The sequence below is a fragment of the Micromonospora sp. NPDC005174 genome, from assembly GCF_040608495.1.
Classification (GTDB): Bacteria; Actinomycetota; Actinomycetes; order Mycobacteriales; family Micromonosporaceae; genus Micromonospora.
The window spans coordinates 42,794-67,509 of record NZ_JBEXIJ010000034.1; the positions used below are offsets into that span (position 1 = coordinate 42,794).

The 24,716-nt window shown below is 71.4% G+C and carries 25 protein-coding genes and 3 tRNA genes; 15 read left to right on the plus strand and 13 right to left on the minus strand.

Going from position 1 to position 24,716, the window contains the following annotated elements:
- Positions 1–42 precede the first annotated feature (42 nt).
- The 3 genes from ABZU91_RS27765 to ABZU91_RS27775 form a co-directional block, all read right to left on the minus strand.
- Positions 43–1,422, minus strand: a complete 1,380-nt coding sequence (locus tag ABZU91_RS27765) for an extracellular solute-binding protein (protein WP_355246498.1) — start codon at positions 1,420–1,422, stop codon at positions 43–45.
- Between the two features lie 293 nt (positions 1,423–1,715).
- A complete protein-coding gene (locus ABZU91_RS27770; RefSeq protein WP_355246500.1) occupies positions 1,716–2,720 on the minus strand; it encodes a LacI family DNA-binding transcriptional regulator in 1,005 nt (334 codons plus the stop codon).
- Positions 2,721–2,814: 94 nt separating this feature from the next.
- Positions 2,815–4,290, minus strand: a complete 1,476-nt coding sequence (locus tag ABZU91_RS27775) for an FAD-dependent oxidoreductase (RefSeq protein ID WP_355246502.1) — start codon at positions 4,288–4,290, stop codon at positions 2,815–2,817.
- A gap of 90 nt (positions 4,291–4,380) precedes the next feature.
- Between ABZU91_RS27775 and ABZU91_RS27780 the strand changes: the two genes are divergently transcribed.
- The gene (locus tag ABZU91_RS27780; protein ID WP_355246505.1) at positions 4,381–5,457 is read left to right on the plus strand and encodes a serine hydrolase domain-containing protein; all 1,077 of its coding nucleotides are present in this window, start codon (positions 4,381–4,383) and stop codon (positions 5,455–5,457) included.
- Here ABZU91_RS27780 and ABZU91_RS27785 read toward each other — a convergent pair whose 3' ends face one another.
- The gene (locus ABZU91_RS27785) at positions 5,458–6,783 is read right to left on the minus strand and encodes a deoxyribodipyrimidine photo-lyase (RefSeq protein ID WP_355246508.1); all 1,326 of its coding nucleotides are present in this window, start codon (positions 6,781–6,783) and stop codon (positions 5,458–5,460) included.
- Complete coding sequence (locus ABZU91_RS27790; RefSeq protein WP_355246511.1) at positions 6,780–7,703, minus strand: phytoene/squalene synthase family protein; 924 nt, start codon at positions 7,701–7,703, stop codon at positions 6,780–6,782. The genes ABZU91_RS27785 and ABZU91_RS27790 overlap by 4 nt, the downstream gene beginning before the upstream one ends.
- Positions 7,704–7,767: 64 nt before the next feature.
- On the opposite strand from ABZU91_RS27790, the gene ABZU91_RS27795 reads away from it, so the two are divergent.
- From ABZU91_RS27795 to ABZU91_RS27830, 8 genes are all read left to right on the plus strand, one after another.
- Positions 7,768–8,910, plus strand: coding sequence for a polyprenyl synthetase family protein (locus tag ABZU91_RS27795; protein ID WP_355246514.1), 1,143 nt, complete (start codon positions 7,768–7,770; stop codon positions 8,908–8,910).
- Between the two features lie 28 nt (positions 8,911–8,938).
- Complete coding sequence (gene crtI, locus ABZU91_RS27800) at positions 8,939–10,420, plus strand: phytoene desaturase family protein (RefSeq protein ID WP_355246516.1); 1,482 nt, start codon at positions 8,939–8,941, stop codon at positions 10,418–10,420.
- A complete protein-coding gene (gene idi, locus ABZU91_RS27805) occupies positions 10,417–11,037 on the plus strand; it encodes an isopentenyl-diphosphate Delta-isomerase (RefSeq protein WP_355246518.1) in 621 nt (206 codons plus the stop codon). The genes crtI and idi overlap by 4 nt, the downstream gene beginning before the upstream one ends.
- The gene (locus ABZU91_RS27810) at positions 11,027–11,971 is read left to right on the plus strand and encodes a MerR family transcriptional regulator (RefSeq protein WP_355246521.1); all 945 of its coding nucleotides are present in this window, start codon (positions 11,027–11,029) and stop codon (positions 11,969–11,971) included. Before idi ends, ABZU91_RS27810 begins: the two co-directional genes overlap by 11 nt.
- A 75-nt stretch (positions 11,972–12,046) precedes the next feature.
- Positions 12,047–12,841 (plus strand): polysaccharide deacetylase family protein, encoded by a 795-nt coding sequence (locus tag ABZU91_RS27815; RefSeq protein ID WP_355246524.1) that lies wholly within the window; start codon positions 12,047–12,049, stop codon positions 12,839–12,841.
- Positions 12,842–12,995: 154 nt separating this feature from the next.
- Positions 12,996–13,068, plus strand: a tRNA-Glu gene (locus ABZU91_RS27820).
- A 31-nt stretch (positions 13,069–13,099) separates the two neighbouring features.
- Positions 13,100–13,173, plus strand: a tRNA-Asp gene (locus ABZU91_RS27825).
- Between the two features lie 99 nt (positions 13,174–13,272).
- Positions 13,273–13,346, plus strand: a tRNA-Phe gene (locus ABZU91_RS27830).
- A 225-nt stretch (positions 13,347–13,571) separates the two neighbouring features.
- On the opposite strand, the gene ABZU91_RS27835 is transcribed toward ABZU91_RS27830, so the two are convergent.
- Positions 13,572–14,669 carry a hypothetical protein gene (locus tag ABZU91_RS27835; protein ID WP_355246527.1) on the minus strand — a complete coding sequence of 366 codons (1,098 nt, stop codon included), beginning with the start codon at positions 14,667–14,669 and terminating at the stop codon, positions 13,572–13,574.
- A gap of 166 nt (positions 14,670–14,835) precedes the next feature.
- Here ABZU91_RS27835 and ABZU91_RS27840 point away from each other — a divergent pair, with 166 nt between their 5' ends.
- Positions 14,836–15,357 (plus strand): SRPBCC family protein, encoded by a 522-nt coding sequence (locus tag ABZU91_RS27840; RefSeq protein WP_355246530.1) that lies wholly within the window; start codon positions 14,836–14,838, stop codon positions 15,355–15,357.
- 17 nt (positions 15,358–15,374) lie between these two features.
- On the opposite strand, the gene ABZU91_RS27845 is transcribed toward ABZU91_RS27840, so the two are convergent.
- A complete protein-coding gene (locus ABZU91_RS27845; RefSeq protein WP_355246533.1) occupies positions 15,375–16,079 on the minus strand; it encodes a DUF2786 domain-containing protein in 705 nt (234 codons plus the stop codon).
- 87 nt (positions 16,080–16,166) lie between these two features.
- Positions 16,167–16,556 (minus strand): hypothetical protein, encoded by a 390-nt coding sequence (locus ABZU91_RS27850; protein WP_355246536.1) that lies wholly within the window; start codon positions 16,554–16,556, stop codon positions 16,167–16,169.
- A gap of 154 nt (positions 16,557–16,710) precedes the next feature.
- On the opposite strand from ABZU91_RS27850, the gene ABZU91_RS27855 reads away from it, so the two are divergent.
- The gene (locus ABZU91_RS27855) at positions 16,711–18,054 is read left to right on the plus strand and encodes an ABC transporter substrate-binding protein (RefSeq protein ID WP_355246539.1); all 1,344 of its coding nucleotides are present in this window, start codon (positions 16,711–16,713) and stop codon (positions 18,052–18,054) included.
- A gap of 97 nt (positions 18,055–18,151) precedes the next feature.
- Here ABZU91_RS27855 and ABZU91_RS27860 read toward each other — a convergent pair whose 3' ends face one another.
- Positions 18,152–18,895, minus strand: a complete 744-nt coding sequence (locus ABZU91_RS27860) for an enoyl-CoA hydratase/isomerase family protein (protein ID WP_355246542.1) — start codon at positions 18,893–18,895, stop codon at positions 18,152–18,154.
- Complete coding sequence (locus ABZU91_RS27865) at positions 18,892–19,749, minus strand: 3-hydroxyacyl-CoA dehydrogenase family protein (RefSeq protein WP_355246545.1); 858 nt, start codon at positions 19,747–19,749, stop codon at positions 18,892–18,894. The genes ABZU91_RS27860 and ABZU91_RS27865 overlap by 4 nt, the downstream gene beginning before the upstream one ends.
- A gap of 181 nt (positions 19,750–19,930) precedes the next feature.
- On the opposite strand from ABZU91_RS27865, the gene ABZU91_RS27870 reads away from it, so the two are divergent.
- Positions 19,931–20,221, plus strand: coding sequence for a hypothetical protein (locus ABZU91_RS27870; protein ID WP_355246548.1), 291 nt, complete (start codon positions 19,931–19,933; stop codon positions 20,219–20,221).
- Positions 20,222–20,266: 45 nt separating this feature from the next.
- Here ABZU91_RS27870 and ABZU91_RS27875 read toward each other — a convergent pair whose 3' ends face one another.
- Positions 20,267–21,046, minus strand: a complete 780-nt coding sequence (locus tag ABZU91_RS27875; protein ID WP_355246551.1) for a class I SAM-dependent methyltransferase — start codon at positions 21,044–21,046, stop codon at positions 20,267–20,269.
- Between the two features lie 53 nt (positions 21,047–21,099).
- On the opposite strand from ABZU91_RS27875, the gene ABZU91_RS27880 reads away from it, so the two are divergent.
- The gene (locus tag ABZU91_RS27880; protein WP_355246554.1) at positions 21,100–21,495 is read left to right on the plus strand and encodes a PPOX class F420-dependent oxidoreductase; all 396 of its coding nucleotides are present in this window, start codon (positions 21,100–21,102) and stop codon (positions 21,493–21,495) included.
- 106 nt (positions 21,496–21,601) lie between these two features.
- Here ABZU91_RS27880 and ABZU91_RS27885 read toward each other — a convergent pair whose 3' ends face one another.
- Both ABZU91_RS27885 and ABZU91_RS27890 read right to left on the minus strand, forming a co-directional pair.
- Positions 21,602–21,811 (minus strand): BldC family transcriptional regulator, encoded by a 210-nt coding sequence (locus ABZU91_RS27885; RefSeq protein WP_007073996.1) that lies wholly within the window; start codon positions 21,809–21,811, stop codon positions 21,602–21,604.
- 251 nt (positions 21,812–22,062) lie between these two features.
- A complete protein-coding gene (locus ABZU91_RS27890) occupies positions 22,063–22,902 on the minus strand; it encodes a hypothetical protein (RefSeq protein WP_355246557.1) in 840 nt (279 codons plus the stop codon).
- A 193-nt stretch (positions 22,903–23,095) separates the two neighbouring features.
- Here ABZU91_RS27890 and ABZU91_RS27895 point away from each other — a divergent pair, with 193 nt between their 5' ends.
- Together ABZU91_RS27895 and ABZU91_RS27900 are read left to right on the plus strand one after the other, a co-directional pair.
- Positions 23,096–24,178 (plus strand): Glu/Leu/Phe/Val dehydrogenase, encoded by a 1,083-nt coding sequence (locus ABZU91_RS27895; protein ID WP_355246560.1) that lies wholly within the window; start codon positions 23,096–23,098, stop codon positions 24,176–24,178.
- Between the two features lie 302 nt (positions 24,179–24,480).
- On the plus strand, positions 24,481–24,696 hold the full coding sequence (locus ABZU91_RS27900; protein WP_007454329.1) for a DUF3073 domain-containing protein: 216 nt from the start codon (positions 24,481–24,483) through the stop codon (positions 24,694–24,696).
- Positions 24,697–24,716: the final 20 nt, after the last annotated feature.

The following is a 24,716-nucleotide window of genomic DNA, read 5'->3' on the forward strand; positions in this document are numbered from 1 at the left end:
GCGGGGTGTGGGGGCCGGTGCGACGGCCCCCACACCTGCGGATCAGCTCTCCGCGGCCAGGAGCTGGTTGACCTTCTCTTCGGCCGTCTTGAGCAGCGCGTCGATGTTCGCGTTCGGGTTCGTCAGCACCCCGGACATCGCGGCGTCGAGCACCGCGTAGACCGCCTGGGCGTTGCGCGGCTCACCCTTGATCGGCACCGGGGTCGCCTCGAAGAGCGCGAAGTTGGTGGTGTCGACGTTGGCGTTGGCCTTGCGCAGTTCGAGTTCCTGCTTCTGGACCTCACTGCCGTTGGCGAACAGCAGCGGCTGCGGCAGACCCACCGGGTAGTTCTGCGGCTTGGCCCGCACGTAGTCGAACTGGCCCTTGCCCGGGGTCAGCTTCTGGTAGGCGATCCACTTCAGACCGGCCTTGACCTGCTCGGGAGACAGGCCCTTCTTGAAGAAGTAACCCTCGCCGCCGCCGAGCGTGCCCTTCGCCGGACCGTCCTGGCCGGGCAGCGGGCTCATCGCCCAGTCCTGGAACTTGCCCTGGAACTGGCTGACGATCGCCTGGGTGGCGTCCGGTGCGCCGATGAACATGCCGACCTTGCCCGCGCCGGCGTTGGTGAGCAGGTCACCCCACTGGAGCAGCTGGCGGGAGCCCATGCTGTTGTCGCCGTACCGCATGTCCTTGATGTTCTGCAGGACCTGCTTGCCCATCGGGTTGTTGAAGTCGGCCTTCTTGCCGTCGGCCGTGAGCACCTGACCGCCCTGCGAGTAGAGCAGCGAGGTGAAGTGCCAGCCACCGGTGTTGCCGGCGCTGTACTCCGAGTAACCGGCGATGCCGTTGCCGAGGCCGGAGATCTTCTTGGCGGCGGTCCGGACCTCGCCCCAGGTCTTGGGCGGGCTGTTGACGTCCAGCCCGGCCTTCTGGAACAGGACCTTGTTGTAGACGAGGCCCATCGAGTAGTTCTTCACCGGTACGGCGTAGAGCTTGCCGCCGTCGGTGAAGACCTCCTTGAGCGCCGGGTCGACGCTGTCCCAGGTGGAGATCGTGTCCTTGTTGACGTACTGGGAGATGTCCATCGCCTGACCGGAGTCGAGCACCTGTTGCAGATCCGTCATGTAGCCGTAGAACACGTCGGTCACGGTGCCGCCGGCCAGGCGGGCGGTGAAGTCCGGCGGGTTGTTGCACTGCTCGCCGACGCTCACGCTCTTGATGGTGATGTCCGGGTTCTGCTTCTGGAACTCGGCGACATCGTCGTTCCAGTTCTTCAGCAGCTCTTTCTGGGCGCCGACCGGCTGGCAGTCCACGGTGATGGTGACCTTGCCGCCGACGGACGTGTCCTTGTCGTCACTCTTCGTGGAGCATGCCGTGAGGCTGAGCCCCAGGCCGGCCACGAGCGCCAGCGTCGCAGCCCTTCGGTATTGCGGTACGGACATCTGTCCATCCCTTCGGGAACGGGTGTCTCCATGAGATGCGCTGATCTGCGGTGATGCGACCTGACGCCCTGTAGCTGCGCCGGAGCCAGGTGTGAGTGGAGTCACTGTAACGAGGACGACTCATTTCAGCAAGGTGTCGACCGTGTTCTGAAAAGACACGACAGACTGACGGCAGGGGGCGACAGAGCTAGGGATTGGGTGCTGTATGTCCGGACTTGAGCACCAAAAAGGCCGCCGACCGCGAGAGCGGTCGACGGCCTCGAAGGCGGTCGATCAGTACGTCGGGAGCACGGTCAGCGGCCGGGCGCGGGCGCGGTGGAGCCGCGGACCACCAGTTCGGGCTCGAACAGCAGCTCGTCCTGGAGGACGCCGGCACCCTCGATCTGGGTCACCAGCAGGTCCACCGCAGCCTGTCCCATCGTCTCGATCGGCTGCCGAACGGTGGTCAGCGGCGGATCGGTACAGGTCATGAACGCGGAGTCGTCGAAGCCCACCACCGAGATGTCCGTCGGCACCGCGCGACCCAGGCGCCGGGCGGCCCGGATCGTGCCCAGGGCCAGGACATCGCTGGCGCAGATGATGCCGGTGACGCCGCGCTCGACCAGTTTGGTCGCGGCGACCCGCGCGCCCTCCATCGAGAAACTGGACCGCTCGACGCACTCCCGCTCGGCGTCACCCCAGTCCGCGGCCTGGACCATCGCGTCCAGCTTGCGGCGGGACGGCACGTGCCCCTCCGGGCCGAGCACCATCCCGATCCGCTCGTGGCCGAGGGAGCGCAGGTGTCCGTACGCCTGCTCCACCGCCACCGCGTCGTCGGTCGACACCCGGGGAAAGCCCAACTCGTCCACACCGGCGTTGACCAGCACCACCGGAAGGCCCCGATCGGTCAGCCGCCGGTAGTGGTCGTGCCGGGCGTCGGCAAGCGCGTACGAGCCGCCGGCGAAGATCACGCCGGACACCTGGTGGTCGAGGAGCATCTCCACGTAGTCCATCTCGGACACGCCGCCGATGGTGCGGGCGCAGAGCGCCGGCGTGTAGCCGCGCTGGGCGAGGGTCCCGGTGACCACCTCGGCGAGCGCCGGGAAGATCGGGTTCTGCAACTCGGGCAGCACCAGGCCGACCAGCCGGGCACGCTCCCCGCGCAGCTTGGTCGGCCGCTCGTAGCCGAGCACGTCCAGCGCGGTCAGCACGGCCGTGCGGGTCGCCTCGGAGACGCCGTCCCGACCGTTGAGCACCCGGCTGACGGTGGCCTCGCTGACGCCCGCCTTCTTGGCAACTTCAGTCAACCGCTTGGTCACGGCCGCAATCGTACGTCACACGATTGAAAGAAATGAACCGCGATTGGGGCAAGATTTGCGGCCCGACTGTCGCTTCCTGCTCGGCGTCCGACAGTCAGGACAGATCGCGCAGCGCGTCCTCGATGGCGCGGTGGAAGGTCGGATACGCGTAGATCATGTGCCGCAGTTGGCTCAGTGGCACCGCCGCGTGCACCGCCACCACCAACGCGGACAGCACCTCACCACCGGCCGGGCCGACCGACGTCGCGCCGATCAGCACGCCCTGGTCGGCGTCCGCGATGAGCTTGATGAAGCCCTCGTCACCCACCCGGTGGATCCAGCCCCGGGTCGAGCTGCCCAGCTTGGTGAACCCGACCTGCACGTTGATGCCGCGATCGCGGGCCTGCCGCTCGGTCAACCCCACGGCACCCACCTCGGGATCGGTGAAGGTCACCCGGGGCAGCGCGCGGTAGTCGGCGCGCGGGACGGTACCGGCCGACCCGCTCGATCCGCTGGCGGCCAGCGAACTGGAGGAGCCCATCGCGCCGCCGACGACGCTGGCGGTCCCGCTGGCGTCCGGGCCGGCCGTCGCCTGCCGGTAGTGGGCGAGCACGTCGGAGACCACGATGGCCGCCTGGTACATGGCGATATGGGTGAACGCTCCCTCGCCGGTCAGGTCGCCCACTGCCCAGATGCCGCTGGTGACGTGCATCCGGTCGTCGACCGGCAGGTAACGCTGGGTGGCGTCCACACCGACGGTGTCCAGCCCCAACTCCTCCAGGTGCGCCCGACGGCCGGTCACCACGAGCAGTCGCTCGGCGGTGAACTCGGACCCACCACCGCCGTGCAGCGTGAAACGGTCGCCGTCGTGCTCGACCCGCTCGGCGCGTACACCGGTGTGGATCTCGACGCCGTCGGCGCGGAGCGCGGTGGCGGCCACCTCGGACGCCTCCGGCTCCTCCACGGCCAGCACCCGGTCCAACGCCTCCACCACCGTGACGCGGACGCCGAAGCGCGCGAAGACCTGGGCCAGTTCCAGTCCGATCGCGCCACCGCCGAGCACCAGCAGCGACTCCGGCAGTTCCTCGACCTCGATCGCCTGGTGGTTGGTCCAGTACGGCGTGTCGGCCAAACCGTCGATCGGTGGCACCGACGGCCGGGTGCCGGTGCCCAGGACGACGCCGTGCCGGGCCTGGAACACCTGGTCACCGACTCGGACACGCCCCGGACCGTCGAGCCGGCCACTGCCGCGGACGAACCGGCCGCCCTTGCCGGTGAACCGGTCGACCGCGACCTTGTCGTCCCAACTGTCGGTGGCTTCCTCGCGGATGCGCTTCGCCACCGACGCCCAGTCCGGCTGCACCTGCGCGGTGCCCGCGAGTCCGTCGACCCGGCGCGCCTCGGCCAGCGCGTTCGCGGCCCTGATCATCATCTTGCTCGGGATGCAGCCCCAGTACGGGCACTCGCCGCCGACGAGGTCCCGTTCGACGCCGACGACGCTCAGGCCGGCCTCGGCGAGCCGTTCGGCCACCTCCTCGCCGCCGACCCCGAGCCCCACCACGACAACATCCACCAGCTCCGGCTCTGCCACCCCGACAGCATCCCCCAGCGGCCCCACCCCGACCACCGGGGTCCGGGAAAGTCGGCGGGGTCACGGCACCGCAGCACCTACGGTGAGCGGATGCACGCACGCTTCGCGCCCGTCCGGGACTGCTTCCACGACCTGCTGGCCTCCGGCCGGGAGACCGGTGCCAGCCTCACCATCTGGTACGACGGCCAGCAGGTGCTCGACCTGGTCGGCGGATTCCGCAGCGGCGACGGCCCGTCCGGTCAGCCGTGGCGACCGGACACCCTGGTCAACGTCTACTCGGTCGGCAAGCCGGTGGCCGCGCTGTGCCTGCTGCTGCTCGTCGACCGGGGGCGCGTCGACCTGGACTCGCCCGTCGCGGAGTACTGGCCGGAGTTCCGCACCCCGGCCACCGTGCGACAGGTCCTGTCGCACACCGCCGGGCTGCCGGCCTTCCCGGTGCCCCGGCCGGCCACCGCGATCGCGGACTGGGCGCTGCTCGTCGGCGACCTGGCCGCCGCCGACCCCGAATGGCCGCCGGGAACGCTGGCCGCCGAGCACGCCTGGACGTACGGCCACCTGGTGGGCGAGCTGGTCCGCCGGGTGGACGGCCGGAGCGTGGGCCGCTTCCTGGCCGACGAGATAGCCGGCCCGTGGCAGCTCGACCTCGGGTTCGGGCTGACCGAGGCGGACCAGCGGCGTTGCGCGCACCTGCGCTACGGCGACCCGCAGTGGCCGATCCGCAAGCTCGGCGAGCCGGAATCGCTACGCGCGAGGGCGCTGGGCAACCCGGCCGGCGGGCTGGACCTCGCCGTGCTGAACAGCCCCCTGTGGCGGGGCGCCCAGATGCCGGCGGTCAACCTGCACGCCACGTCCGTCGGCCTGGGCCGGCTCTACGCGGGTCTGCTGGCCGGCGGTGTCCTGGACGGCGTACGGCTGTTCAGCCCCGGCCTTCTCGACGAGGCGACCCGGGTCCAGTACGACGGCCCGGACATGCTGCTCGACCGCCGGGTCCGGTGGACGCTGGGCATGCAGTGGGAGCCGGACGGCAGTTGGGGCATGGGCGGCCTCGGCGGCAGCAGCGCGTGGGCCGACCCGGAACGCGGCTACGCGCTCGCCTACGTCACGGCGCAGCTCGCCGAGCACGACCGGGTCGACGAGCTGGCCGAGGTGCTGCACTCCTGCCTCTGATCAGCGCAGCCAGACCGGGTCGGTGCCGGGCACGGAGAGCGGCGGCGGATAGTCCAGCGTGCGACGGAGGTCGTCCGGCAGCTTCCACGGCTGGTGGATGGCCTTGCCCGCCACCTGCGCCAGCTCCGGCACCCACCGTCGGACGTAGTCACCGGCCGGGTCGTACCGCTCGGCCTGCCGGACCGGGTTGAACCCCCGGTACGGCTTGGTGTCGTTGCCGGTGCCGGCGACCCACTGCCAGTTGCCCGAGTTGTTGGCCACGTCCCCGTCGAGGAGCCAGCGGAAGAAGACCTGCACGCCGAGCCGCCAGTCCTGCCTCAGGTGCTTGGTCAGGTAGCCGGCGGTGATCAGCCGGGCCCGATTGTGCTGCCAACCCTGTGCCCGCATCTGCCGCATCCCGGCGTCCACGATCGGCATGCCCGTGCGGCCCTCGGCCCAGGCGGCGAGAGCGTCGTCGTCGTAGCGCCACTCTTCGGTGACGCCTGTGCGGTAGGCGGCCGTGGAGATCTGCGGGAAGGCTGCGGTGACCTGGTAGTAGAAGTCGCGCCAGCAGATCTGCCGCACGAACGGCCCGGACCGGTCGCCGGCGCGGTTGGCGACCGACAGCGGCGACACGCAGCCGAAACGCAGGTACGGGCTGAGCCGGGAGGTGTCGTCGCCGGCCATGTCGTCGTGCTGGTCGTCGTACCGGCCCAGCTCGGGCAGCCAGTCGGTGAGCCGCTGCCGGGCGACACGTTCGCCGCCGACGGCCGCGTCCGGTGACTCCCCGACCGGCGGGGCCGGCAACCGACCCACGCTCACCCCGTCGGGCAGCGCGACCCGGCGGGGCGCGGCCAACTCCTCGCGCCACTGCGCGGCGGCCCACGCGCGGTGGTACGGGCTGAACACCCGGTAGTGGTCGCCTCCACCGCCGGGCCGCAATGCGCCCGGCTCGATGACCGTCAGCCCCGGAAAGAGCCGCAGGTGCAGCCGGTGCCGCTCGCACTCGGCACGCAACCGACTCTCCCGCCGGTGGGCATAGCGGCTGACGTCGGCGGAGAGCGCCACGGCGGTGGCACCGACCTTGCCGGCCAGCCGGATCGTCTCCGCCACCGGGTCGCCGCGCCGCACCACCAGGTCGCCGCCGCGCTCGCGCAGCGCGTCGCGCAGGTCGGCGAGCGCCTGATGCAGGAACCGGGTGCGGTTGGCCGACAACCCGGCCAGGGCCGGATCGAGCACGTACAACGGCACCACCCGGTCGAACGCCGCGCAGGTGGTGGCCAGCGCCGGGTGGTCGTGCACCCGCAGGTCGCGGGTGAAGAGCACGACCGCGGTGCCCCCGGTCACCGGGCCACCGGCTGGACCGTCGGGCCCGGGATGGTGACCGGGGTACCCGTCGACGTCAGCAGAGCGCGGGCGGCAACAGCCATCCGTCGCCGCTGCGGTACCAGGGCTCGACGGGCGAAGACGTCGTAGTCCTGGGCGGCCACCTCGTCGAGGATGCCGCCGTAGAGCGCGTACGCGGTGCGCATGCACGCCTGCGAGGCGGGAGCGAGCATGGTGATGCCGGGCGCGGCGGCGGCGTAGTGCGCCTGGGCGCGGGTCACCTCGTACTCGATCAGCTCGCGCGTGCGGGGCGTGCCGCGCCCCCGCTCGCGGGCCTCGAGCAGCTCCTCGCGGGTGACGCCGAACTTCGCCAGGTCCTCGTCGGGGAGGTAGGTGCGGCCCCGGTCGAGGTCCTCGGCGACGTCCCGGATGAAGTTGGTGAGCTGGAAGGCGAAGCCGAGCTGCCGGGCCGGTTCACGGGCCGCGGCCGGGTCGGTGCTGCCCAGGATCGGCAGCATCATCGTCCCGATGACCGCCGCCGAGCCCTCCATGTAGTCGAGCAGGTGGTCGTACGTCGGGTACGAGGTGACCGTCAGGTCCATCGCCATGCTCTTGAGAAACGACGCGAAGTCGTCCCGGTCGAGATCGAAGATGGCGATCGTGTGCAGCACGGCCGGCAGCAATTCGTCGTCGACCGGCGCGCCGTGCAGGCCGGCCACGAACCTGCTGGCCCAGTCGTCGAGCAGGGCGGCCCGCTCGGCCGGCGGCAGGTCCTCGGTGCTGTCGACGATCTCGTCGGCGTACCGCGTGAATCCGTAGAGAGCGTGCACATGTCGTCGTTTCCACGCGGGAAGCAGCCGGGTGGCGAGATAGTAGGTGCGGCCATGGCGTTTGTGCAGCTCACGGCACCGGTCATAGGCAGCGGTGAGATCAGTGTCCACCGGCCCTCCTCAAATATCGACGCACCAATCGACGCAACTCGTACCCTAGGGTACGCTCGCCCACATGGCCAACGACGCAGTTGCGGGCAACGCGGTACGTGTGGCACCGGCGGGCCCGGGCGAGCGGGACGATCCGGTCCGCGCCGTCCTGGCCGCGTACACCCAGGACCTGGTCACGGCAGTCGACGAGACGCTCTCCACATTCCTCACCGCCGAGGTCGACGCGCTCAGCGAGATCGACGCAGCCATGGGCGGATTCGCGTCCGCCGCACGCGCGGCAGCGCTCTCCGGCGGCAAGCGGATCCGGTCCACGTTCGCCTACTGGGGCTGGCGCGGCGCGGTCGACGGCAACGAGCCGCTCGCACCGGTACTGCCCGCGCTGGCCGCCCTCGAACTGCTGCACACCTTCGCGCTGGTCCACGACGACGTGATGGACGCCTCCACCACCCGTCGCGGCCGGCCCACCGCACACGTCGCGCTCGCCGCCCAGCACGTCGCCGCCGGCCACCGGGGCGACCCCGACCGGTTCGGCGAGGCAGCCGCCGTCCTGATCGGCGACCTCTGCATGGTCTGGGCCGACAAGCTGCTCGCCCGCGCCACCATCACCCCGGCCCGGCTGTTCGAGGTCCGTCGCTGCTACGACCAGATGCGGGTCGAGACGGTCGCCGGTCAGTACCTCGACGTACTCGGCGAGAACGACCCCGACAGCTGGTCGGTCGACCGGGCACTGCGCGTGGCCCGCTACAAGACCGCCAGCTACACCGTGCAGCGCCCGCTGCTCTTCGGCGCCTGCCTGGCCGGGGTCACGGCCGACGTCGCGCTGGTCACCGCGTACACCCGCTACGGCCTGGCCGTCGGCGAGGCGTTCCAGCTCCGCGACGACCTGCTCGGCGTCTACGGCGACCCCGCGGCGACCGGCAAGCCGGCCGGCGACGACCTCCGCACCGGCAAGCCGACCACGCTGCTCATGCTCGCCCGGCAGCTGGCCACGCCCGGCCAGCTCCGCGCTCTGGAGCAGACGGACGGCGAGCCGGCCGAACGGCTCGCCGACCTGGTCGCCGAGACCGGTGCGGTGGCCCGGGTGGAGCGGATGATCGCCGAGCGGGTGGGCGACGCCCTGGCCGCGCTCGACAGCGCGCCCGTGGACCACACAGCGCGTACCGCGCTGACCGGACTGGCCACCGCTGCCACGAGCCGGCGGGCCTGATGACCGAAAATCTCGAGGAGGTGGTCACGTGCGCACGGTGACCGGACGGACGGACCGGGTCGTTGTCGTGGGCGCCGGGCTGGGCGGGCTCGCCTGCGCGCTGCACCTCGCCGGCAGCGGCCGACAGGTGACGGTACTGGAACGCGAGCCGGTCCCCGGCGGGCGCGCCGGACGGCTCGCGGTCGGCGGCTACGAGTTCGACACCGGCCCGACCGTGCTCACCATGCCCGACCTCATCGCCGAGGCGCTCGGAGCGGTCGGCGAGGAGCTGCACGACTGGCTCGACCTCACTCCGCTGGACCCGGCCTACCGGGCGTACTACCCGGACGGATCGACCCTCGACGTACTCACCGACACCACCCGGATGGCGGCCGAGATCTCCCGGGTCTGCGGTCCCCGCGAGGCCGACGGTTACCTGCGCTTCGTCGACTACGCGCGGGAGCTGTGGAGGATGGAGCGGGCCGACTTCATCGAGCGCAACCTGGACGCGCCGACCGACCTGCTCACCGGCAACCTGCTCAAGCTGCTCACCGGCGGGGCCTTCCGCCGCCTCCAGACCAAGATCAACCAGTTCTTCCGGGACCCTCGTACCCAGCGGATCTTCTCCTTCCAGGCGATGTACGCCGGCCTCGCGCCGCACGACGCGCTGGCCATCTACGCGGTCATCGCGTACCTCGACTCGGTGGCCGGGGTCTACTTCCCCCGGGGCGGCATCCACGCGGTCTCCCGGGCGATGGCCGGCGCGGCCGAGAAGCACGGCGTGCAGATCCGGTACGACACCACGGTGACCCGGGTGGAGACCGCCAACGGCCGGGCCACCGGCGTGCTCACCGCCGACGGCGAACTGGTGCCCGCGGACGTGGTGGTGCTCAACCCGGACCTGCCGGTCGCCTACCGGGACCTGCTCCCCGCCGCGCCCGCACGACGCCTCACCTACTCGCCGTCCTGCGTCGTCCTGCACGTCGGCTCGCGGCAGGGCTATGCGAAGATCGCCCACCACAACATCCACTTCGGACGCGCGTGGAAGGGCACCTTCGATGAGGTCATCCGCAGGGGCGAGTTGATGACCGATCCGTCGCTGCTGGTCACCAATCCCAGCCGCACCGACCCGTCGGTGGCGCCACCGGACCGGCACACCTACTACGTGCTCGCGCCCGTGCCGAACCTCGCTCGAGCGCCCTTCGAGTGGCGCGGCGACCTGACCCAGCGCTACGGCGACCAGCTCATCGGCACCCTGGAGGAGCGCGGGTACGTCGGCTTCGGCGCCGGCGTGGAGGTGTTGCAGGCGATCACCCCCGCCGAGTGGGCCGAGCAGGGCATGGCCGCCGGGACGCCGTTCGCCGCCGCGCACACGCTCTTCCAGACCGGGCCGTTCCGCCCGTCGAACCTGCACCGCCGTCTGTCGAACGTCGTCTTCGTCGGCTCGGGAACCCAACCCGGCGTGGGCGTACCGATGGTGTTGATCTCCGGCAAGCTGGCCGCCGGCCGGATCACGGGAGAGGGACGATGAGCACCCGCGAGGACCATCTCGTCGAGCTGGTCGACGACGCCGGGCAGGCCCACGGTGACACCACCGTCGCCGAAGCCCACCAGCCGCCGGGGCAACTGCACCGGGCCTTCTCGGTGGTGCTCGTCGACCCGGACGGCCAGGTGCTGCTGCAACGACGGGCCGCGGTCAAGACCCGCTTTCCGCTGCGGTGGGCGAACTCCTGCTGCGGCCACCCTCGGCCGGGCGAGTCACTCACCGAGGCGGCCAACCGGCGGCTGCGCGAGGAGTTGGGCACCGGTCCGGCCGAGCTGACCGAGGTGGGCGTCTACGTCTACTACGCCGAGGACCCGGCCACCGGTCGCGTCGAGTTCGAGTACGACCACGTGCTGCGCGGCGAGTTCCTGCCCGGCGCGCCGCTCGAGCCCGACCCGGACGAGGTGGCCGAACTGCGCTGGGCCGATCCGGCCACCCTGGAAACCGAACTCGACCGAGACCCCCGGTCGTACGCACCCTGGCTGGGCGGGGTGGTGAACCGTCTGCTGCGGCCCTCGGGTTCTCCGTCGGACGTGCCCGGCTCCACCATGGCCCCGCCCGGATCGCCGGCGGACGACGCGGCGGAGCGGTCGGGTGGCCGATGAGGCGCTGAGCGCGGGCGCCGTCGCGCGCCGGCTGGGGGTCGCGGTCACCACGCTGCGTACCTGGCACCAGCGCTACGGGCTCGGGCCCAGCGAGCACGTGCCCGGCCATCACCGCCGGTACACGCCGGCCGACCTGGCTCGCCTCGAAACGATGCGGCGGTTGACCGCCGAGGGCGTCAGCCCCGCCGAGGCGGCCCGGTGGGCCCGGCAGGCACCGGACCGGACGTCCGTGGACTCCGTCGCCCGGGGTCGGACCCGACCGTCGAGCCGCGACGGCGGCGGCGCGATCCCGGTGGGACGCGCCGGCCCGGCGGCCCGGGGCCTGGCCCGCGCCGCCATGCGGCTGGACGCGGCGGCGATCAACGACACGATCGCGCACACCATCGCCACCAGCGGAGTCGTCGCCACCTGGGAGACCCTGCTGCGGCCCGTGCTGGCCGGCATCGGTGACCGACATGTCGCCACCTCCGGCCTCATCGAGGTGGAACATCTGGTCTCCCGGTGCGTGTCGGAGGCGTTCGCCGCGGCCGGCCGGGCCACCGCGCCCGCCGGACCCGCCCGGATACTGCTCTCCTGCGCGGACGAGGAGCAGCACACCCTCCCCCTGGAAGCACTTGCCGCCGCGCTCGCCGAGGCCGGGGTGAGCTACCGGATGCTGGGTGCCCGTATGCCGGTGGCAGCCCTCGTCGAGGCGGTCAACCGGACCGGGCCCGCCGCGGTGGTGCTCTGGTCACACTCCAGGGCCACCGCCGACCCGGCCCAGCTCAGCGCCCTCCTCGCCGCGCCCCGCCGCCCGCTGCTGATCCTCGCCGCCGGCCCAGGCTGGCGAGCCGAGGGCCTGCCCGCCGGGGTGGTCCGGCCGGTCGACCTGGCCGAGGCGGTCTCGCTGGCGGTGGCGGTCCGTGATTCGCTGGACCAGTCGCGGGAGGCCTGACCGACCTGTCGGCTCCCCGGGGGCGTCCACTACCGTCGAGAGGTCCGCCCACCCCGACCCTCCGGGAGCGAACAGATGCAAGCCCGCGCCGCCCTGGCGTCCGTCCTCGCCGTGGTGCTGGTCTTGTCCGGTTGCGCTCAGCCAGACAGCGCCATCCACGCCGCCGGCCGACCGCAGCCCGTTCAGTCGACCAGCGGACCCACTCCGAAGCCCACCCCGTCACCCAGTGCCACCCATGCCAAGCCCACAAAGCCACCGCTGCGGCCCCTGCCGACGAAGCTGCCAGCCGGGCTGCGGCGCAACACCGGCGTACGACCCGTGGCGCTGACCTTCGACGACGGGCCCAGCCCGGCGTGGACGCCGAAGGTGCTCGACCAACTGAAGGCGGCCCACGTCACGGCCACCTTCTGCGTGGTGGGCCTCGAAGCCCAACGACACCCCGAGCTGATCCGGCGGATCGTCCGGGAGGGCCACCAACTGTGCAACCACAGTTGGCGTCACGACCTCGACCTCGCCCGCCGGCCGGTCGCCGACATCAAGGCCGATCTGGCCCGCACCAACAAGGCCATCCAGACGGCCGCGCCGGGCACCCCGGTGTCCTTCTACCGCCAGCCCGGCGGTCGGTGGACGCAGGAGGTCCTCAACGTCGCCAAGGAGCTCGGCATGCGCCCGCTGCACTGGGCCGTCGACCCGCAGGACTGGGACAAGCCCACCGCCACCACGATCGCCAAGCGGGTCCACAACGCGGCACGTCCCGGCTCCATCGTGCTGCTGCACGACGGGGGCGGTAACCGGGCCGCGACGCTCGCCGCCTGCCCCCACCTGATCGCCGACCTGAAGCACCGCTACGGCATCACCCGCCTCAAGTAGATGCACCCTGACCTGCGTTTATCCGGTCCACGACGACCCCGGCCATACCGGTTTTGTCGACCGACCAGGCATCACGTATGCTTTCCAAGCCTCCGGCGGGGCCGGATGGGAGCAAGTCCGCTTGAAGTTGCGAATGTGCAATGATGGCGGGGCCGCCCTCATCGTCTAGCGGCCCAGGACGCCGCCCTTTCAAGGCGGTAGCACGGGTTCGAATCCCGTTGGGGGCACGACCGGCGCAAGTCGGAGCAACACAAGCTAGGTCCTGTGGAGCAGTTGGAGTGCTCGCCGCCCTGTCAAGGCGGAGGTCGCGGGTTCAAGTCCCGTCAGGACCGCAGCGCTGACGCCGCGCATAGCGCGGCGTTCTGCGTATCGGAGCGTGTGATCCTGTCAGCAGTTCGATCTGCTGACGGGTAGCATGAGCCGAGCAATACGGCCAGGTAGCTCAGTTGGTACGAGCGTCCGACTGAAAATCGGAAGGTCGGCGGTTCGACCCCGCCCCTGGCCACATAGCCTTTCGCCGGGCTACAGAGGTCCCCACCAGCGATTACGCAGGTGGGGATCTTGCTTTGTGCGACCTTTCCGCGTTGATCGACGTCGCCGATGTGGCGGCATCCGGTCGCTGCGATCCCGCCACTTCGCCGCAGTGGAGTCGATCACTCCTCTCCAGCGCGAAATCTCTGACAGTTGCCGTTCGGTCCGAACGGGAACTGTCCAAGATCTCCGCGTTCGGTCACTGGTCCCGGTGGCCCTGCTGGCGGTGCTGGGCGATCCCGCCCTGGATCGCTTCCCACACGCTGCGTCCGGCCTGCCGGATGCTCTCGCCCGCCTGCTCGGCGAGTTGCGCCGCGCTCTGGGCCGCCGCCTGCGCCCCGCCCGCGACACCCTCACCGCTCTGCTCGCCGCTTCCGCTGCCGCCCTGGTGACCACTGGCCTGCCGTCCGCCACCCCGCTGGTCGCCACCCCGCCGGTCGCCGCCACCCCGCCGGTCGCCGCCACCCCGCCGGTCGCCGCCACCCTGCTGTCCGCCGGCTTGCGGGCCACCAGCCCGACCGCCCGCAGCAGGACCGCCACCGTTCTGCCCGCCTCCAGCCGGACGGCCGTCCGGCGCGCCACCGCCGCCCGGACCCCCAGCGCCCGGACCGCCGCCCGCCGGACTGCCGCCGCTTCCGCCGCCCGCCGGACCACCGCCGCTCGGACCACCGCCGCCCGGACCACCGCCGCCCGGACCACCGCCGCCGCCGGCCGTTCCGCCCTCATGCTGGCCCGAAACACCTGGTCCGCCGGACGGACCCGGAGCGGGGGTCGAGACGGGCGGACCGGTCGACGGACTCACCGGGCGGGCCGGTCGTGCCCGCGTCTGGTCGCCGGCTACCGCACCCGCCTGCCGCGCCAGTTCGTCGCGGACGTCGCCGTGCTGCGCGCGAGCGGTGATCTCGGCGGCGCCGGCCGCCAACTGCTCGCTGCTGCGGTTGACGTCGTCGAGCGCGCCGCTGCCCGCCCGAGCGAGGGATTCGATGACCTGCGGGTTGTTGTCGATGGTGTCGAGCGCGCGGCCCAGGAGTGTCACCAGCTGCTCCAGTCGGACCCGTAGCTGCGCCTCGGCGTGCACCCCGTCGATGTCCAGCTCGACGCCGTGCAGGTGGACCCGTACGCCGGCGTCGAGTTGGAGGAGGTTGGCCAGCCGGGCGCGCAGCGAGATGTCGGCGTCCAGCCCGTCCACGACGAGGCGGATCGAGTCGACCGAGACGTTCGGGATGTCGAGGAGGACGTCGGGTTCTCCGGTATCGACGTGCCGGTCCGGCCTCCGCTGCTGCGCGTTCTCGCTCATGCTCTCCCGCTCCACCCGTACGCCGACCCGGTCGTCCGGGCCGTCCGGGCGCGGTTACCCGCTTTCCGGAGGGGCATCCCGTCCGTGACGACTCGGCAACCCACTGTCTGGAACAGGGTGCCTACGAAGCTGCACACCGAGGCATCAGCCGGTATGGTCCGGGCCTATGGGACAGGGGATGGCTGATCCGGCCGACATTCGGCAGGACCTGGAGCGGTTCTCCTTACGGTGCAGTCTCCTCGTCCCCGGTCCCGCCGAGCGGGCGTTCGCGGTTTTCACCGACGAGCTGACCGAGTGGTGGGTCACCGAGTACACCTGGTCGGGTCCGGAGGCTCTCGCCGAGCTGGGGATGGAGCCGCGGGCCGGCGGCATGCTCTACGAGATAGGCCCGTACGGCTTCCGCGCCGACTGGGGACGGGTGCTCACGTGGGATCCGCCTCGACGGTTGGTCTTCGCCTGGCAACTCGGTCCGGACCGGGTGCCGGTGCCGGACCCGGCGAAGGCGAGCGAGGTCGAGGTGCTGTTCCTGGCCGATGGGCCCGAACGGACCCGGGTCGAGCTGGAGCACCGGCATTTCGACCGGCACGGCGAGGCGGCCGAGGGCTACCGCAAGGCGCTCACGGCAGGCTGGCACGAGTTGCTCACGCGCTATCTCGCCACGGTGTCGCGCGGTCAGCACACCGCCTGAGCCTTGCCGGCGCAGGCTCACCGGTCGAGTTGTCGACCCGCCCGGGCGGTGTCGAGATTCCGGCCGCCCAGGTGGGCGCGGCTGCCCGCCTCGGCGCCCGAGCCGAAGCCGGTGCCGCCGAGCCGGCGGGCCGGAGCGGTGCGCAGTCGTGGGTACTCCTCGGTGAGCCTCCGCTGCACCCGGTCGGAGCGGTCGGCCAGCACCAACGCCATCGAGGGCGCACCTGACTCGCTGGCCGCCGCCGACTCGGCCGCCCAGAGTCGGCCCCCGATCACCTCCGCGAAGCCGGCGAGCCAGGACCGGCGGAAGGCGGCCGGATGGTCGTCCACCGGCACCGCCGTGGCGGCCAGGCCGTGTGCGGCCTGCACGAGCAGCGAGGTGAAGAGCAGGTCCACGCGTTCGAGGTCGCTGGCGAAGCCGAACAGGTGCGCGACGAACCCGTTGCCCTGCTTACGCCGGACGCAGCGGCAGCGCAGCGGCTCGGCGACCGCCGCGAGCAGACCGACCTTGTCCCGGGCGTACGGGGCGACGATGTCGAGGACGCGGTCACCGACCGGATCGGTGGTCGGGTCCCGGACCGCGAGCAGCGCCCTGTCGACGCCGTAACGGGCGATCAACTCGGTCGCCTTGGCGGTGAACGCCGCTGACTCGGCGGGCGTGCAGGCCGGGTCCTCGGCCTGGGCGAGCAGCTTGCGCACCTTGCTGAGCATGGCCTCGGACATGCCACAGAGCTACCACACCCGTCCGACGATCTGGGACCGCGCCAGGACCGCCCCGCGCGGACGCGGTGCCCACAGCGGGTGCCGTGTTCACGCGGCCCGGCTGCGCAGGGTGGCGATGGTCGAACCGGCGAGCGTGAGCAGGCAGTCGGAGAGCTGCCCGTCCGCCGCGGCCGCCCCGAACAGGGCCTCGCCGGTGGGTACGTCCCGGTTGGCGTAGGCGCTCACGAAGCGGGCCACCCAGCGGGTGTCGTAGTTCGCCTGCTCGATGCCCGGGAAGTCCAGCGCACATCCGGTGCTCGGCGCGGCGTCACCGACCATCGTCGCGGCCAGGCACCAGGCGACCCCGTACGCCCCGGACAGGCCGGCCCGGTCGACGACCGCGTCGAACGCACCTGTCACCGCGTCCCCATCGCCCGCCAGCGCCGAGCGGAGCACGGCGGTCGCGTCGTCGAACGTCTGCTGTGGTAGGTCCGTCACCCAGCGCACAGTAGGACGGGGGGTCAAGCCCCCATCTTCCGTCACTCTGCGTGTTCAACGCGAGCGACCTACGCATTACGCCACCTCGATGGTCCCGCGCTCGGCCTCGGCACGCTAATGTGCGCAGCGGACCTTCGCCGGAGGAAGGACGACCATGCTCGTATCACGCCGCTCGCGGGTGGCCACACTGGCTGCCTGCGCGACGATCCTGCTCGCCACGAGCGCTTGCGGGGATGACAAGGCCGACGAGGGCAGCGCCCAACAGGTGCGCCTCTACGGCACGGACGGCAACATGTTCAACGCCTTTCCTGCGGAGTTGAAGGAACGGGCCAGTCTCGTTGACGGAATGAAGGGCACCACGCCACTCGTTCCGCTGCCCGACGACTTCAAGAACCGGCTACGAGCCATCGATCCGGCGCTGAAGGACTACATCTACTCCGCCGAGACGTACGACGCGATCGTGATCGCCGTGCTCGCCGCGCAGCTGGCTGGAAGCACCGACCCGGCGGCCATCACCAAGCAGATCATCGCAGTGACCAACAACGGTCAGCGCTGCGAAGACCCGGCGAGTTGCCTCGCACTAGCCCGTAACGGGCAGGACATCGAGTACCGCGGTGTCTCGCTGAACCGCGCCGGCTTCACCGACAAGGGTGAGCCGGCCACCGCGAGCTACGCCACGCTGACTTTCGACGGGGAGCAGATCAACGACGGGAAGACCGAGTTCGTCGGTGCCGGCAATGAGTCCGCGGCGAGCACCGAGACGCCGCCGAAGCCGAAGAAACAGCGCCCGAGCGGCGACACCGACAAAAAGCCACTGATCCTGGGCGGCCTGCTGCCAAAGACCGGTGACCTCGCTTTCGCCTACCCGCCGATCGCCGCTGGCGCTGCCCTGGCGATAAGGGAGATCAACGCCGCCGGCGGCGCGCTGGGCAAGCCAGTGACCTGGCTCGACGGCGACGACGGCACCAACCCGGCGGTGGCCAAGAGCACGGTGGCCAAGCACGTGACGGACGGCGTCAGCGTGATCATCGGCTCGGGTAGCTCGGGCATCTCCCGGGCCGTGCTGCCGGACGTGATAAAGGCCGGGAAGATCCTCTTTTCCCCGTGCAACACCGCCAGCAGCCTGACCGACATAGACGATCAGGGCCGCTTCTTCCGCACCGCCCCGCCGGACAGCCTCCAGGGCCGGGCGCTGGCCGACGTGATCCTCCGTGACGGGTCGCAGAAGATTGCCATCGTGGCCCGCAAGGACTCCTACGGTGAGGGCCTGCAGGGCAGCGTCCGCGACGAGCTGACCAAGGCCGGTATCGCCGACGACCGGCTCAAGTTGATCACGTACGAGCCGCCAGCCGACGCGACGGCACCGCCGATCGACTTCAGCAGCGGCGCGAAGGAGATCAAGGCATTCGGGGCGGACGCCGTCGTCGTCATCGGGTTCGGTGAGTCGGCTCAGGTGATCCGGGCGCTCGCCGAATCCGGGGTGCAGATCCGGCACTGAGCACCACCCGCGAACCACGACGCACCACCCGCGAACCACCACGCACCACGACGGCCGCACCGGCCCCACTGCCGGTGCGGCCGTTCCCGTAGCCGCGTCAGCGGGTCCGGCGGCGTTCGAGGAACTCGGTCATGCGGCGGTGCTTCTCCTCGTCCTCGAAGAGCACCGCCTGACTCACCAGGTCGAGCTGCGGGTGCGCGGCGGCGGGCGCGTCGACGGCCAACTTGGTGAGCCGCAGCGCCAGCGGCGATGCCTGCGCCATGTCGTCCAACAGGCCGTGCGCCGTCGTCAGCAGCTCACCGGGCTCGTCCACCACCCGGTTCACCAACCCGATCCGCAGCGCCTCCGCCGCGTCCACCCGGCGGCCGGTGAACAGCAGTTCCTTGGCCCTGCCCTCGCCGACGAGGGCGGGCAGTCGGTGGGTCGCGCCAGCGCCGGCCAGAATGCCCAGGCGCACCTCCGGCTGACCGAAGACCGCACGGGCCGTGCACACCCGAAGATCGCAGGCGTACGCCAGCTCCGCGCCACCGCCCAGCGCCGGCCCGTCGACGGCGGCCACGCTCGGCATGGGCAGTGCCCTGATCCGGGCGAAGGCCGCCGAGTTGATCGCGGCCAACGCGTCCGTGCGGCCCCGCTCGCGGAGCTGACCGATGTCGGCGCCACCGGCGAAGATGCCCTCCGCGCCGCCGGTCAGGAGCAGCAGCCGGGGCCGTGCCTCCAACTCGGCGCAGACCTGGTGCAGCTCGGCGATCAGGTCGGCGTCGATGGCGTTGCGCTTCTCCGGCCGGGCGAGCGTCACCACCAGCCGATCCGGCCGTTCCTCGATGCGCAGACCGCTCATTGCTTGACACCCGCTTCCCAGCGGTAGAAGCCGTGCCCGGACTTCTTGCCCAGCCGCCCGGCGGCCACCATCTCCACCAGCAGTTCCGGCGGCGCGAAGCGGTCCCCGTACGCGGCCTGGAGGGTGCGGGCGATGTCGAGGCGCACGTCCAGGCCGACCAGGTCGGTGAGTTCCAGCGGCCCGATCGGGTGCCGGTAGCCGAGCACCATCGCCTTGTCGATGTCGGCCGGGCTGGCCACCTGGTCGGCGACCATCCGGATCGCCTCCAACCCGAGGGTCACCCCGAGTCGGGAGGTGGCGAAGCCGGGCATGTCGCGTACGACGACGGGGTCCTTGCCCAGCCGCCCGGCGAGCGCGACGGCCGCGGTGGTGGTCTCCTGGGCGGTGGCCGGGCCGACCACGATCTCCAGCAGCGTCATCGCCCAGACCGGGTTGAAGAAGTGCAGGCCGAGGAAGCGCTCGGGTGCGTCCAGGCCTGCGGCCAGCTCACCGATGGCGATGCTGGACGTGTTGCTGCCGAGCAGAGCCGGGTCCAGGGCGGCGGCGTCGCGCAGCACCGCCCGCTTCAGGTCCAGGCGCTCCGGCACCGCCTCCACGATCACCTCCGGAGCGGGGGCGACCTCGGAAAGGCTCGGGCGCAGGGTCACCCGCTGCCGGTTGGCGGCGGCGTCGTCGGCGGTCAGCTTGCCGCGCTGCACCGCCCGCTCCCACAGGTCGGCGAGCCGGGTCAGCGCGGTCGCCCCCCGGTCGGCGTCCACCTCGACCAGCTCGACGGCGTGGCCGGCGCCGGCCGCCACGTACGCGATGCCGAGCCCCATCGTGCCCGCACCGACGACCACGAAACGATCGTTCACCACGCCTCCCTGTCCGCCGGCCCGGCAGCGCGCGGGGTTCCCGCCGCGCCGGCCCGGGTGCTCGGCCCGTTGCGCTCGCTCATGGTGCGACCCTAGACAGCACGCCGACCCCACCCATGCGTGGGGGAGCGCGGGATCGGGTACGTACGGCCCGTCAACCCAAGGGAAGGACCGCATCGAGATGAGCCAGGCACCGGAGAGCGTCACCTCCGACTCCGAGACCGTGGAGACCCGGGGCGACGAGCGGGTCGAGCTGCTGCGCGCCGACACCAACAACGACGGCAAGACCGACGTGTGGGTGGTGGACACCGACGGCGACGGCAAGGCCGACCTGTTCCAGTTCGACACCGATGGTGACGGCAAGGTGGACATCACCATGGTCGACCTCGACGAGGACGGTACCCCCGACGAGGTGGTCGACGGCGACGGCGGCCTTCCGCCCGAGCCGCTGCCCCCGACCGTCCAGGTCTGAGCCGTACGACGGCTCCTGCGCTCGATGCGAGGCAGGAGCCGTCGCTCAGCCGGCGAAACGCAGGGTGGCCAGGTAGTAGGGAGCGTCGCGCTCGTCCACATCGGTCAGCCGCCAGCGACTGCCGTGCACCAGCTCGGCGAACTCGTCGGGCGAGCAGACCAGGTAGTCGAACCATTCGGTGCCCAGCTCCCGATAGCGCAACCGGAGCCGTAGCTGGCCACCGAGCCGACCCCGACGCCGGTTGCGCTCGTGGTAGCCGGTGTGTACGGGGTCGCGGGTGCCGTACGGGTTGGTGCCGTGCGCGATGATCTCCGCTCCCGGCCGTGCCAACGCGGCGAGCGCGGCCAGGAACCCCGGTGCCCGCTCGCGCCCCTCGAACAGCCCGAGGTTGTTGCCGAGCAGCAGGAACGTGTCGTAGCTCCGGCCGTCGGCGACGTGCGTGTCCACCGTCCCGTGCACCAGCCGTCGTACGCCACGACGTCGACTCACGTCGAGCGCACCCGCCGACGTGTCCAGCCCGGTGACGGGTACGCCGCGCTCCTGGAGCAGCAGCGCGATCCGGCCCGCCCCCGTGCCGACGTCGAGCGTCTCGCCACGGGCCCGGTCGACGGCCCGGTGGTCGTACGGCTGCCAGTCGGCCGGCCCGTCGAGGTAGTGCGCCGCCGGAGCGCCGTTGATCAGACCGTCGTCCCGTTCGATGATCTCGATGACCGGCCTGGGCAGTCGGCCGCCGACCATGGGCCGGGGGCCGACCCCGGTCGCCACGGCGAGCGCGTCCCGCAGCAGTTCACCGACCACGTCACCGATTAGCGGTTCCCCCGTCACGCCGTTCACGCTATCTGGCCGCTCAGTGGCCCGCAGCGGCCTATCCTGGCGGCGTGACCATGCTGGACCGGCTGTCGGCCGAGAAGTACATTCTGCTCACGACCTTCCGGAAGGACGGCCGAGCGGTGCCGACCCCGGTCTGGTCGGTCCGCGACGGAGACGCGCTGGCCGTCTGGACCCGGGCCGACTCGGGGAAGGTCAAGCGGATCCGCCACAACGGTGAGGTGACCGTGGCGCCCTGCGACGTACGGGGTCGACCGCATGGCGCCCAGGTGCCGGCCCACGCGACCCTCTACGGCGGTCGTGACACAGGTCGGGTCCGCGACCTGCTCAAACACAAGTACCGCCTCATCGGTCGACTGAGTCTGCTGGGCAGCCGCCTACGTCGCGGCGAGGGCGGCACGATCGGCATCCGGGTGACGTTGACCGGGCCCGACGACGGCGACTGACCCGCTGCCGACTGACGCGCCGCTATCCAGGGCCGGGCCGGGGAGGCAACAGCGAAAGGGGCGGCGGACCGAAGTCCACCGCCCCTTCCTGGAAACCTCTATCGGGTCAGTCGCCCTGCCGCTGCTGCGGGATCTGGCCCTGCAACAGCGCCCTGACCTCCGACTCGCGGTATCGACGGTGGCCACCCAGAGTGCGGATGGCGCTGAGCTTGCCCGCCTTCGCCCACCGGGTCACCGTCTTCGGGTCGACACGGAACATCGACGCCACCTCGGCCGGTGTGAGCAGCGGCTCTGGTTCGTGCGTTCGCGATGCCATCGGTCACTCCTCCACATGTATAGACATCGGCCGGGGTCCCGCCGGCCGACGCGTCTCCCATGGTCCGGCTAGTCCCCGATGTCCGACATGGGCCGAACGGATGAAGGTCCCTAGACGGACGGATGAACCATGCCCGATTTTTACGACTTTCACACGGCAGAAAGTACCTTATTAGGACTCATGATCACGGTTCGTGATGCGTCAACTACGAGACACCCTCGCCTTGGGAGCGCTCCTAGAGGCAATTTGCGTTAATTGCACCGCTCTAGCAGCTGCACGGCGCGCCAGCGGGCCACCAGCTTGTCGTAGGCGGCCGACGCCTCGTCCGCCTCACCCCGGGACAGCCCGGCGAGGCCGGCGGCGACCAGCTCCGGCGAGTCGTCCGCGGCGAGAGTCTCGTCGGAGAGCAGGTCGACCAGGCCGCCGTAGTCCAGTTCCACCACCGAGCGCGGGTGGAACTCCTCCAGCCAGCGGGCCGCCTCCTCCACCGCTTCGGTGATCGGCGCCTCGCCCACCGACTTGCGCAGCACCGACAACGCCCGCGACGAGCGACGACGCGCCTTGGAGATCTCCGTCCGGTAGCGCAGCGTCCGCCGGCCCGGCTGCGTGACGAAGTCCCGCTCCGTCGGGTCGAAGAGCACGAACCACCGCAGGGGTACGCCCCACGTGGCGATCTGCTCGTGCACCCGGGGCACCCCGTGCTCCAGCACCCGGGCGCCGCTGCGCCAGTCGTCCACGACCGCCCGGGCCTGCCCGGCGAGCACCGGCGGCACGAACGCGTCGGCGAGCACCGAGGGCACCCCGTCCCGGGCGCTGAGCGCCGCCTCAGCGACCCGGATCCGCAGGTTCCAGGGGCAGACCAGCAGGCTGTCGTCCGTCTCCAGGACGTACGCCTCCTCGGGCAGGTCGGGTAGGCGGGTCCAGCCCGCGCCCAACGCCTCGATCACCGCCGTCCGCTGGCGGCCAGGCCCCTCGACCGGGGCGACCGCCCGCCCCTCCGAGACGTAGCGACGCCAGTAACTCTGCCGGTCCCGGTCGAAGGCGGTCAGCGGCTCGTACACGCGCAGGTAAGAAGCGAAGAGCGACGGCACCGCGCGATCCTCCCACGAACCGCACCCCGGTGCGGCCAGCGGTCGGACCGCGCGCGCCGCACCGTGGGACGGCGGCGGCGCGTCGGGCGGCCGCACGGCGGCCGATACTAGGCTCGATCACACCGGCAGCATCCCCGCCGGGGTTCACCAGGTCCGCGTCCCACAAGGACGCACACCACCGTAGGAGCCAGCCATGGGCGTATTCGCGAGCACCGACGACCCGGTATCGACCGGTCACGAACAGGTCGTCTTCTGCCAGGACAAGCAGAGCGGCCTCAAGGCGATCATCGGGATCTACTCCACCGCGCTGGGGCCCGCGCTCGGCGGCACCCGCTTCTACCCGTACGCCAGCGAGGACGACGCGCTCGCCGACGTGCTCGACCTGTCCCGCGGGATGGCCTACAAGAACGCTCTCGCCGGCCTGGACCTCGGCGGTGGCAAGGCCGTCATCTGGGGTGACCCGGAGCAGATCAAGAGCGAGGCGCTGCTGCGCGCGTACGGTCGCTTCGTGGAGTCGCTGGCGGGCCGCTACTACACCGCCTGCGACGTCGGCACCTACGTGCCCGACATGGACGTCATCGCCCGCGAGACCCGGTACGTGACCGGCCGCAGCGTGGAGCACGGCGGCGCCGGCGACTCGTCGATCCTGACCGCGTGGGGTGTCTTCCAGGGGATGCGGGCCGCCGCCGAGCACGTCTGGGGCACGCCGAGCCTGAGCGGCCGCCGAGTCGGTGTGGCCGGGCTGGGCAAGGTCGGCAAGTACCTGACCGGGCACCTGCTGGACGACGGTGCCGAGGTGGTCGCCACGGACGTCAACCCGAAGGCGCTGGCGTGGGCACGCGCCAACCACCCACAGGTCACCCTGGTGGACGACGCGACCGCGCTGGTCGCGGCCGACATCGACGTGTACGCCCCGTGCGCGCTGGGCGGCGCGCTGAACGACGACACCGTTCCGGCGCTGCGCGCCAAGGTGGTGACCGGTGCGGCGAACAACCAACTCGCGCACCCGGGCATCGAGAAGCTGCTGGCCGACCGGGGCATCCTCTACGCGCCGGACTACGTGGTCAACGCCGGCGGGGTCATCCAGGTGGCCGACGAGATCGAGGGCTTCAACTTCGACCGGGCAAAGCTGCGGGCCACCCGGATCTACGACACCACCCGGGAGATCCTGCGTCTCGCGGACGCGGAGGGCGTGCCGCCGGCGGTCGCCGCGGACCGGTTGGCCGAGCGGCGGATGGCCGACGTCGGGCGACTGCGCACCATCCACCTGCGCTGATCCGTTCCGGGGGCGGATCGACCGGGATCCGCCTCCGGGCCTCCCGCGCGGGCCCGACTCGGTAAGCTGAGGTCCGGGTCACGTTTGGCATGTTTTGCCCGGTGTCACGGGCGCTCTCCGTTCCGCTCCTTACCGAGTACACTGGGTGACGGCCGGATCGCCGCGACGCGCAGAGCCGGCTGGCGGTAACCCGAGGTGCCGAACGATGGCATCCCCATGTACCGTAAGAGCCACGAGAGATGCCTGACGTCATCGGGGCCCGCCTTCGGGCTGCCCCGCATTCTGTGCGAGGGGGTCGAGCCATGGGGCGCGGCCGTGCTAAGGCCAAGCAGACAAAGGTGGCCCGGGAGTTGAAGTACCACTCCCCGAACACCGACCTCACCGCCTTGCAGCGCGAACTGGCGGGTGCTGGTAAGTCTGAGCACCACTTCGACGACGACTCAAAAGAGTTCGTCGACGACGATGATGAGAATCATGCGGACGACGACCCGGATCCCTGGGTCCGCCCGACCCGCTGACCTCTCGACGTAGCTGAGCA

Bases quoted from the DNA above. Each gene is read 5' to 3' on its own strand.
- ABZU91_RS27895 (WP_355246560.1), top strand. From the start codon at position 23,096: ATGGGCGTATTCGCGAGCACCGACGACCCGGTATCGACCGGTCACGAA.
- ABZU91_RS27870 (WP_355246548.1), top strand. From the start codon at position 19,931: ATGAGCCAGGCACCGGAGAGCGTCACCTCCGACTCCGAGACCGTGGAG.
- ABZU91_RS27845 (WP_355246533.1), bottom strand. From the start codon at position 16,079: ATGTCCGAGGCCATGCTCAGCAAGGTGCGCAAGCTGCTCGCCCAGGCC.
- ABZU91_RS27860 (WP_355246542.1), bottom strand. From the start codon at position 18,895: ATGAGCGGTCTGCGCATCGAGGAACGGCCGGATCGGCTGGTGGTGACG.
- ABZU91_RS27900 (WP_007454329.1), top strand. From the start codon at position 24,481: ATGGGGCGCGGCCGTGCTAAGGCCAAGCAGACAAAGGTGGCCCGGGAG.
- ABZU91_RS27855 (WP_355246539.1), top strand. From the start codon at position 16,711: ATGCTCGTATCACGCCGCTCGCGGGTGGCCACACTGGCTGCCTGCGCG.
- ABZU91_RS27840 (WP_355246530.1), top strand. From the start codon at position 14,836: ATGGGACAGGGGATGGCTGATCCGGCCGACATTCGGCAGGACCTGGAG.
- ABZU91_RS27815 (WP_355246524.1), top strand. From the start codon at position 12,047: ATGCAAGCCCGCGCCGCCCTGGCGTCCGTCCTCGCCGTGGTGCTGGTC.
- ABZU91_RS27780 (WP_355246505.1), top strand. From the start codon at position 4,381: ATGCACGCACGCTTCGCGCCCGTCCGGGACTGCTTCCACGACCTGCTG.
- ABZU91_RS27885 (WP_007073996.1), bottom strand. From the start codon at position 21,811: ATGGCATCGCGAACGCACGAACCAGAGCCGCTGCTCACACCGGCCGAG.
- idi (WP_355246518.1), top strand. From the start codon at position 10,417: ATGAGCACCCGCGAGGACCATCTCGTCGAGCTGGTCGACGACGCCGGG.
- ABZU91_RS27765 (WP_355246498.1), bottom strand. From the start codon at position 1,422: ATGTCCGTACCGCAATACCGAAGGGCTGCGACGCTGGCGCTCGTGGCC.
- ABZU91_RS27795 (WP_355246514.1), top strand. From the start codon at position 7,768: ATGGCCAACGACGCAGTTGCGGGCAACGCGGTACGTGTGGCACCGGCG.
- ABZU91_RS27835 (WP_355246527.1), bottom strand. From the start codon at position 14,669: ATGAGCGAGAACGCGCAGCAGCGGAGGCCGGACCGGCACGTCGATACC.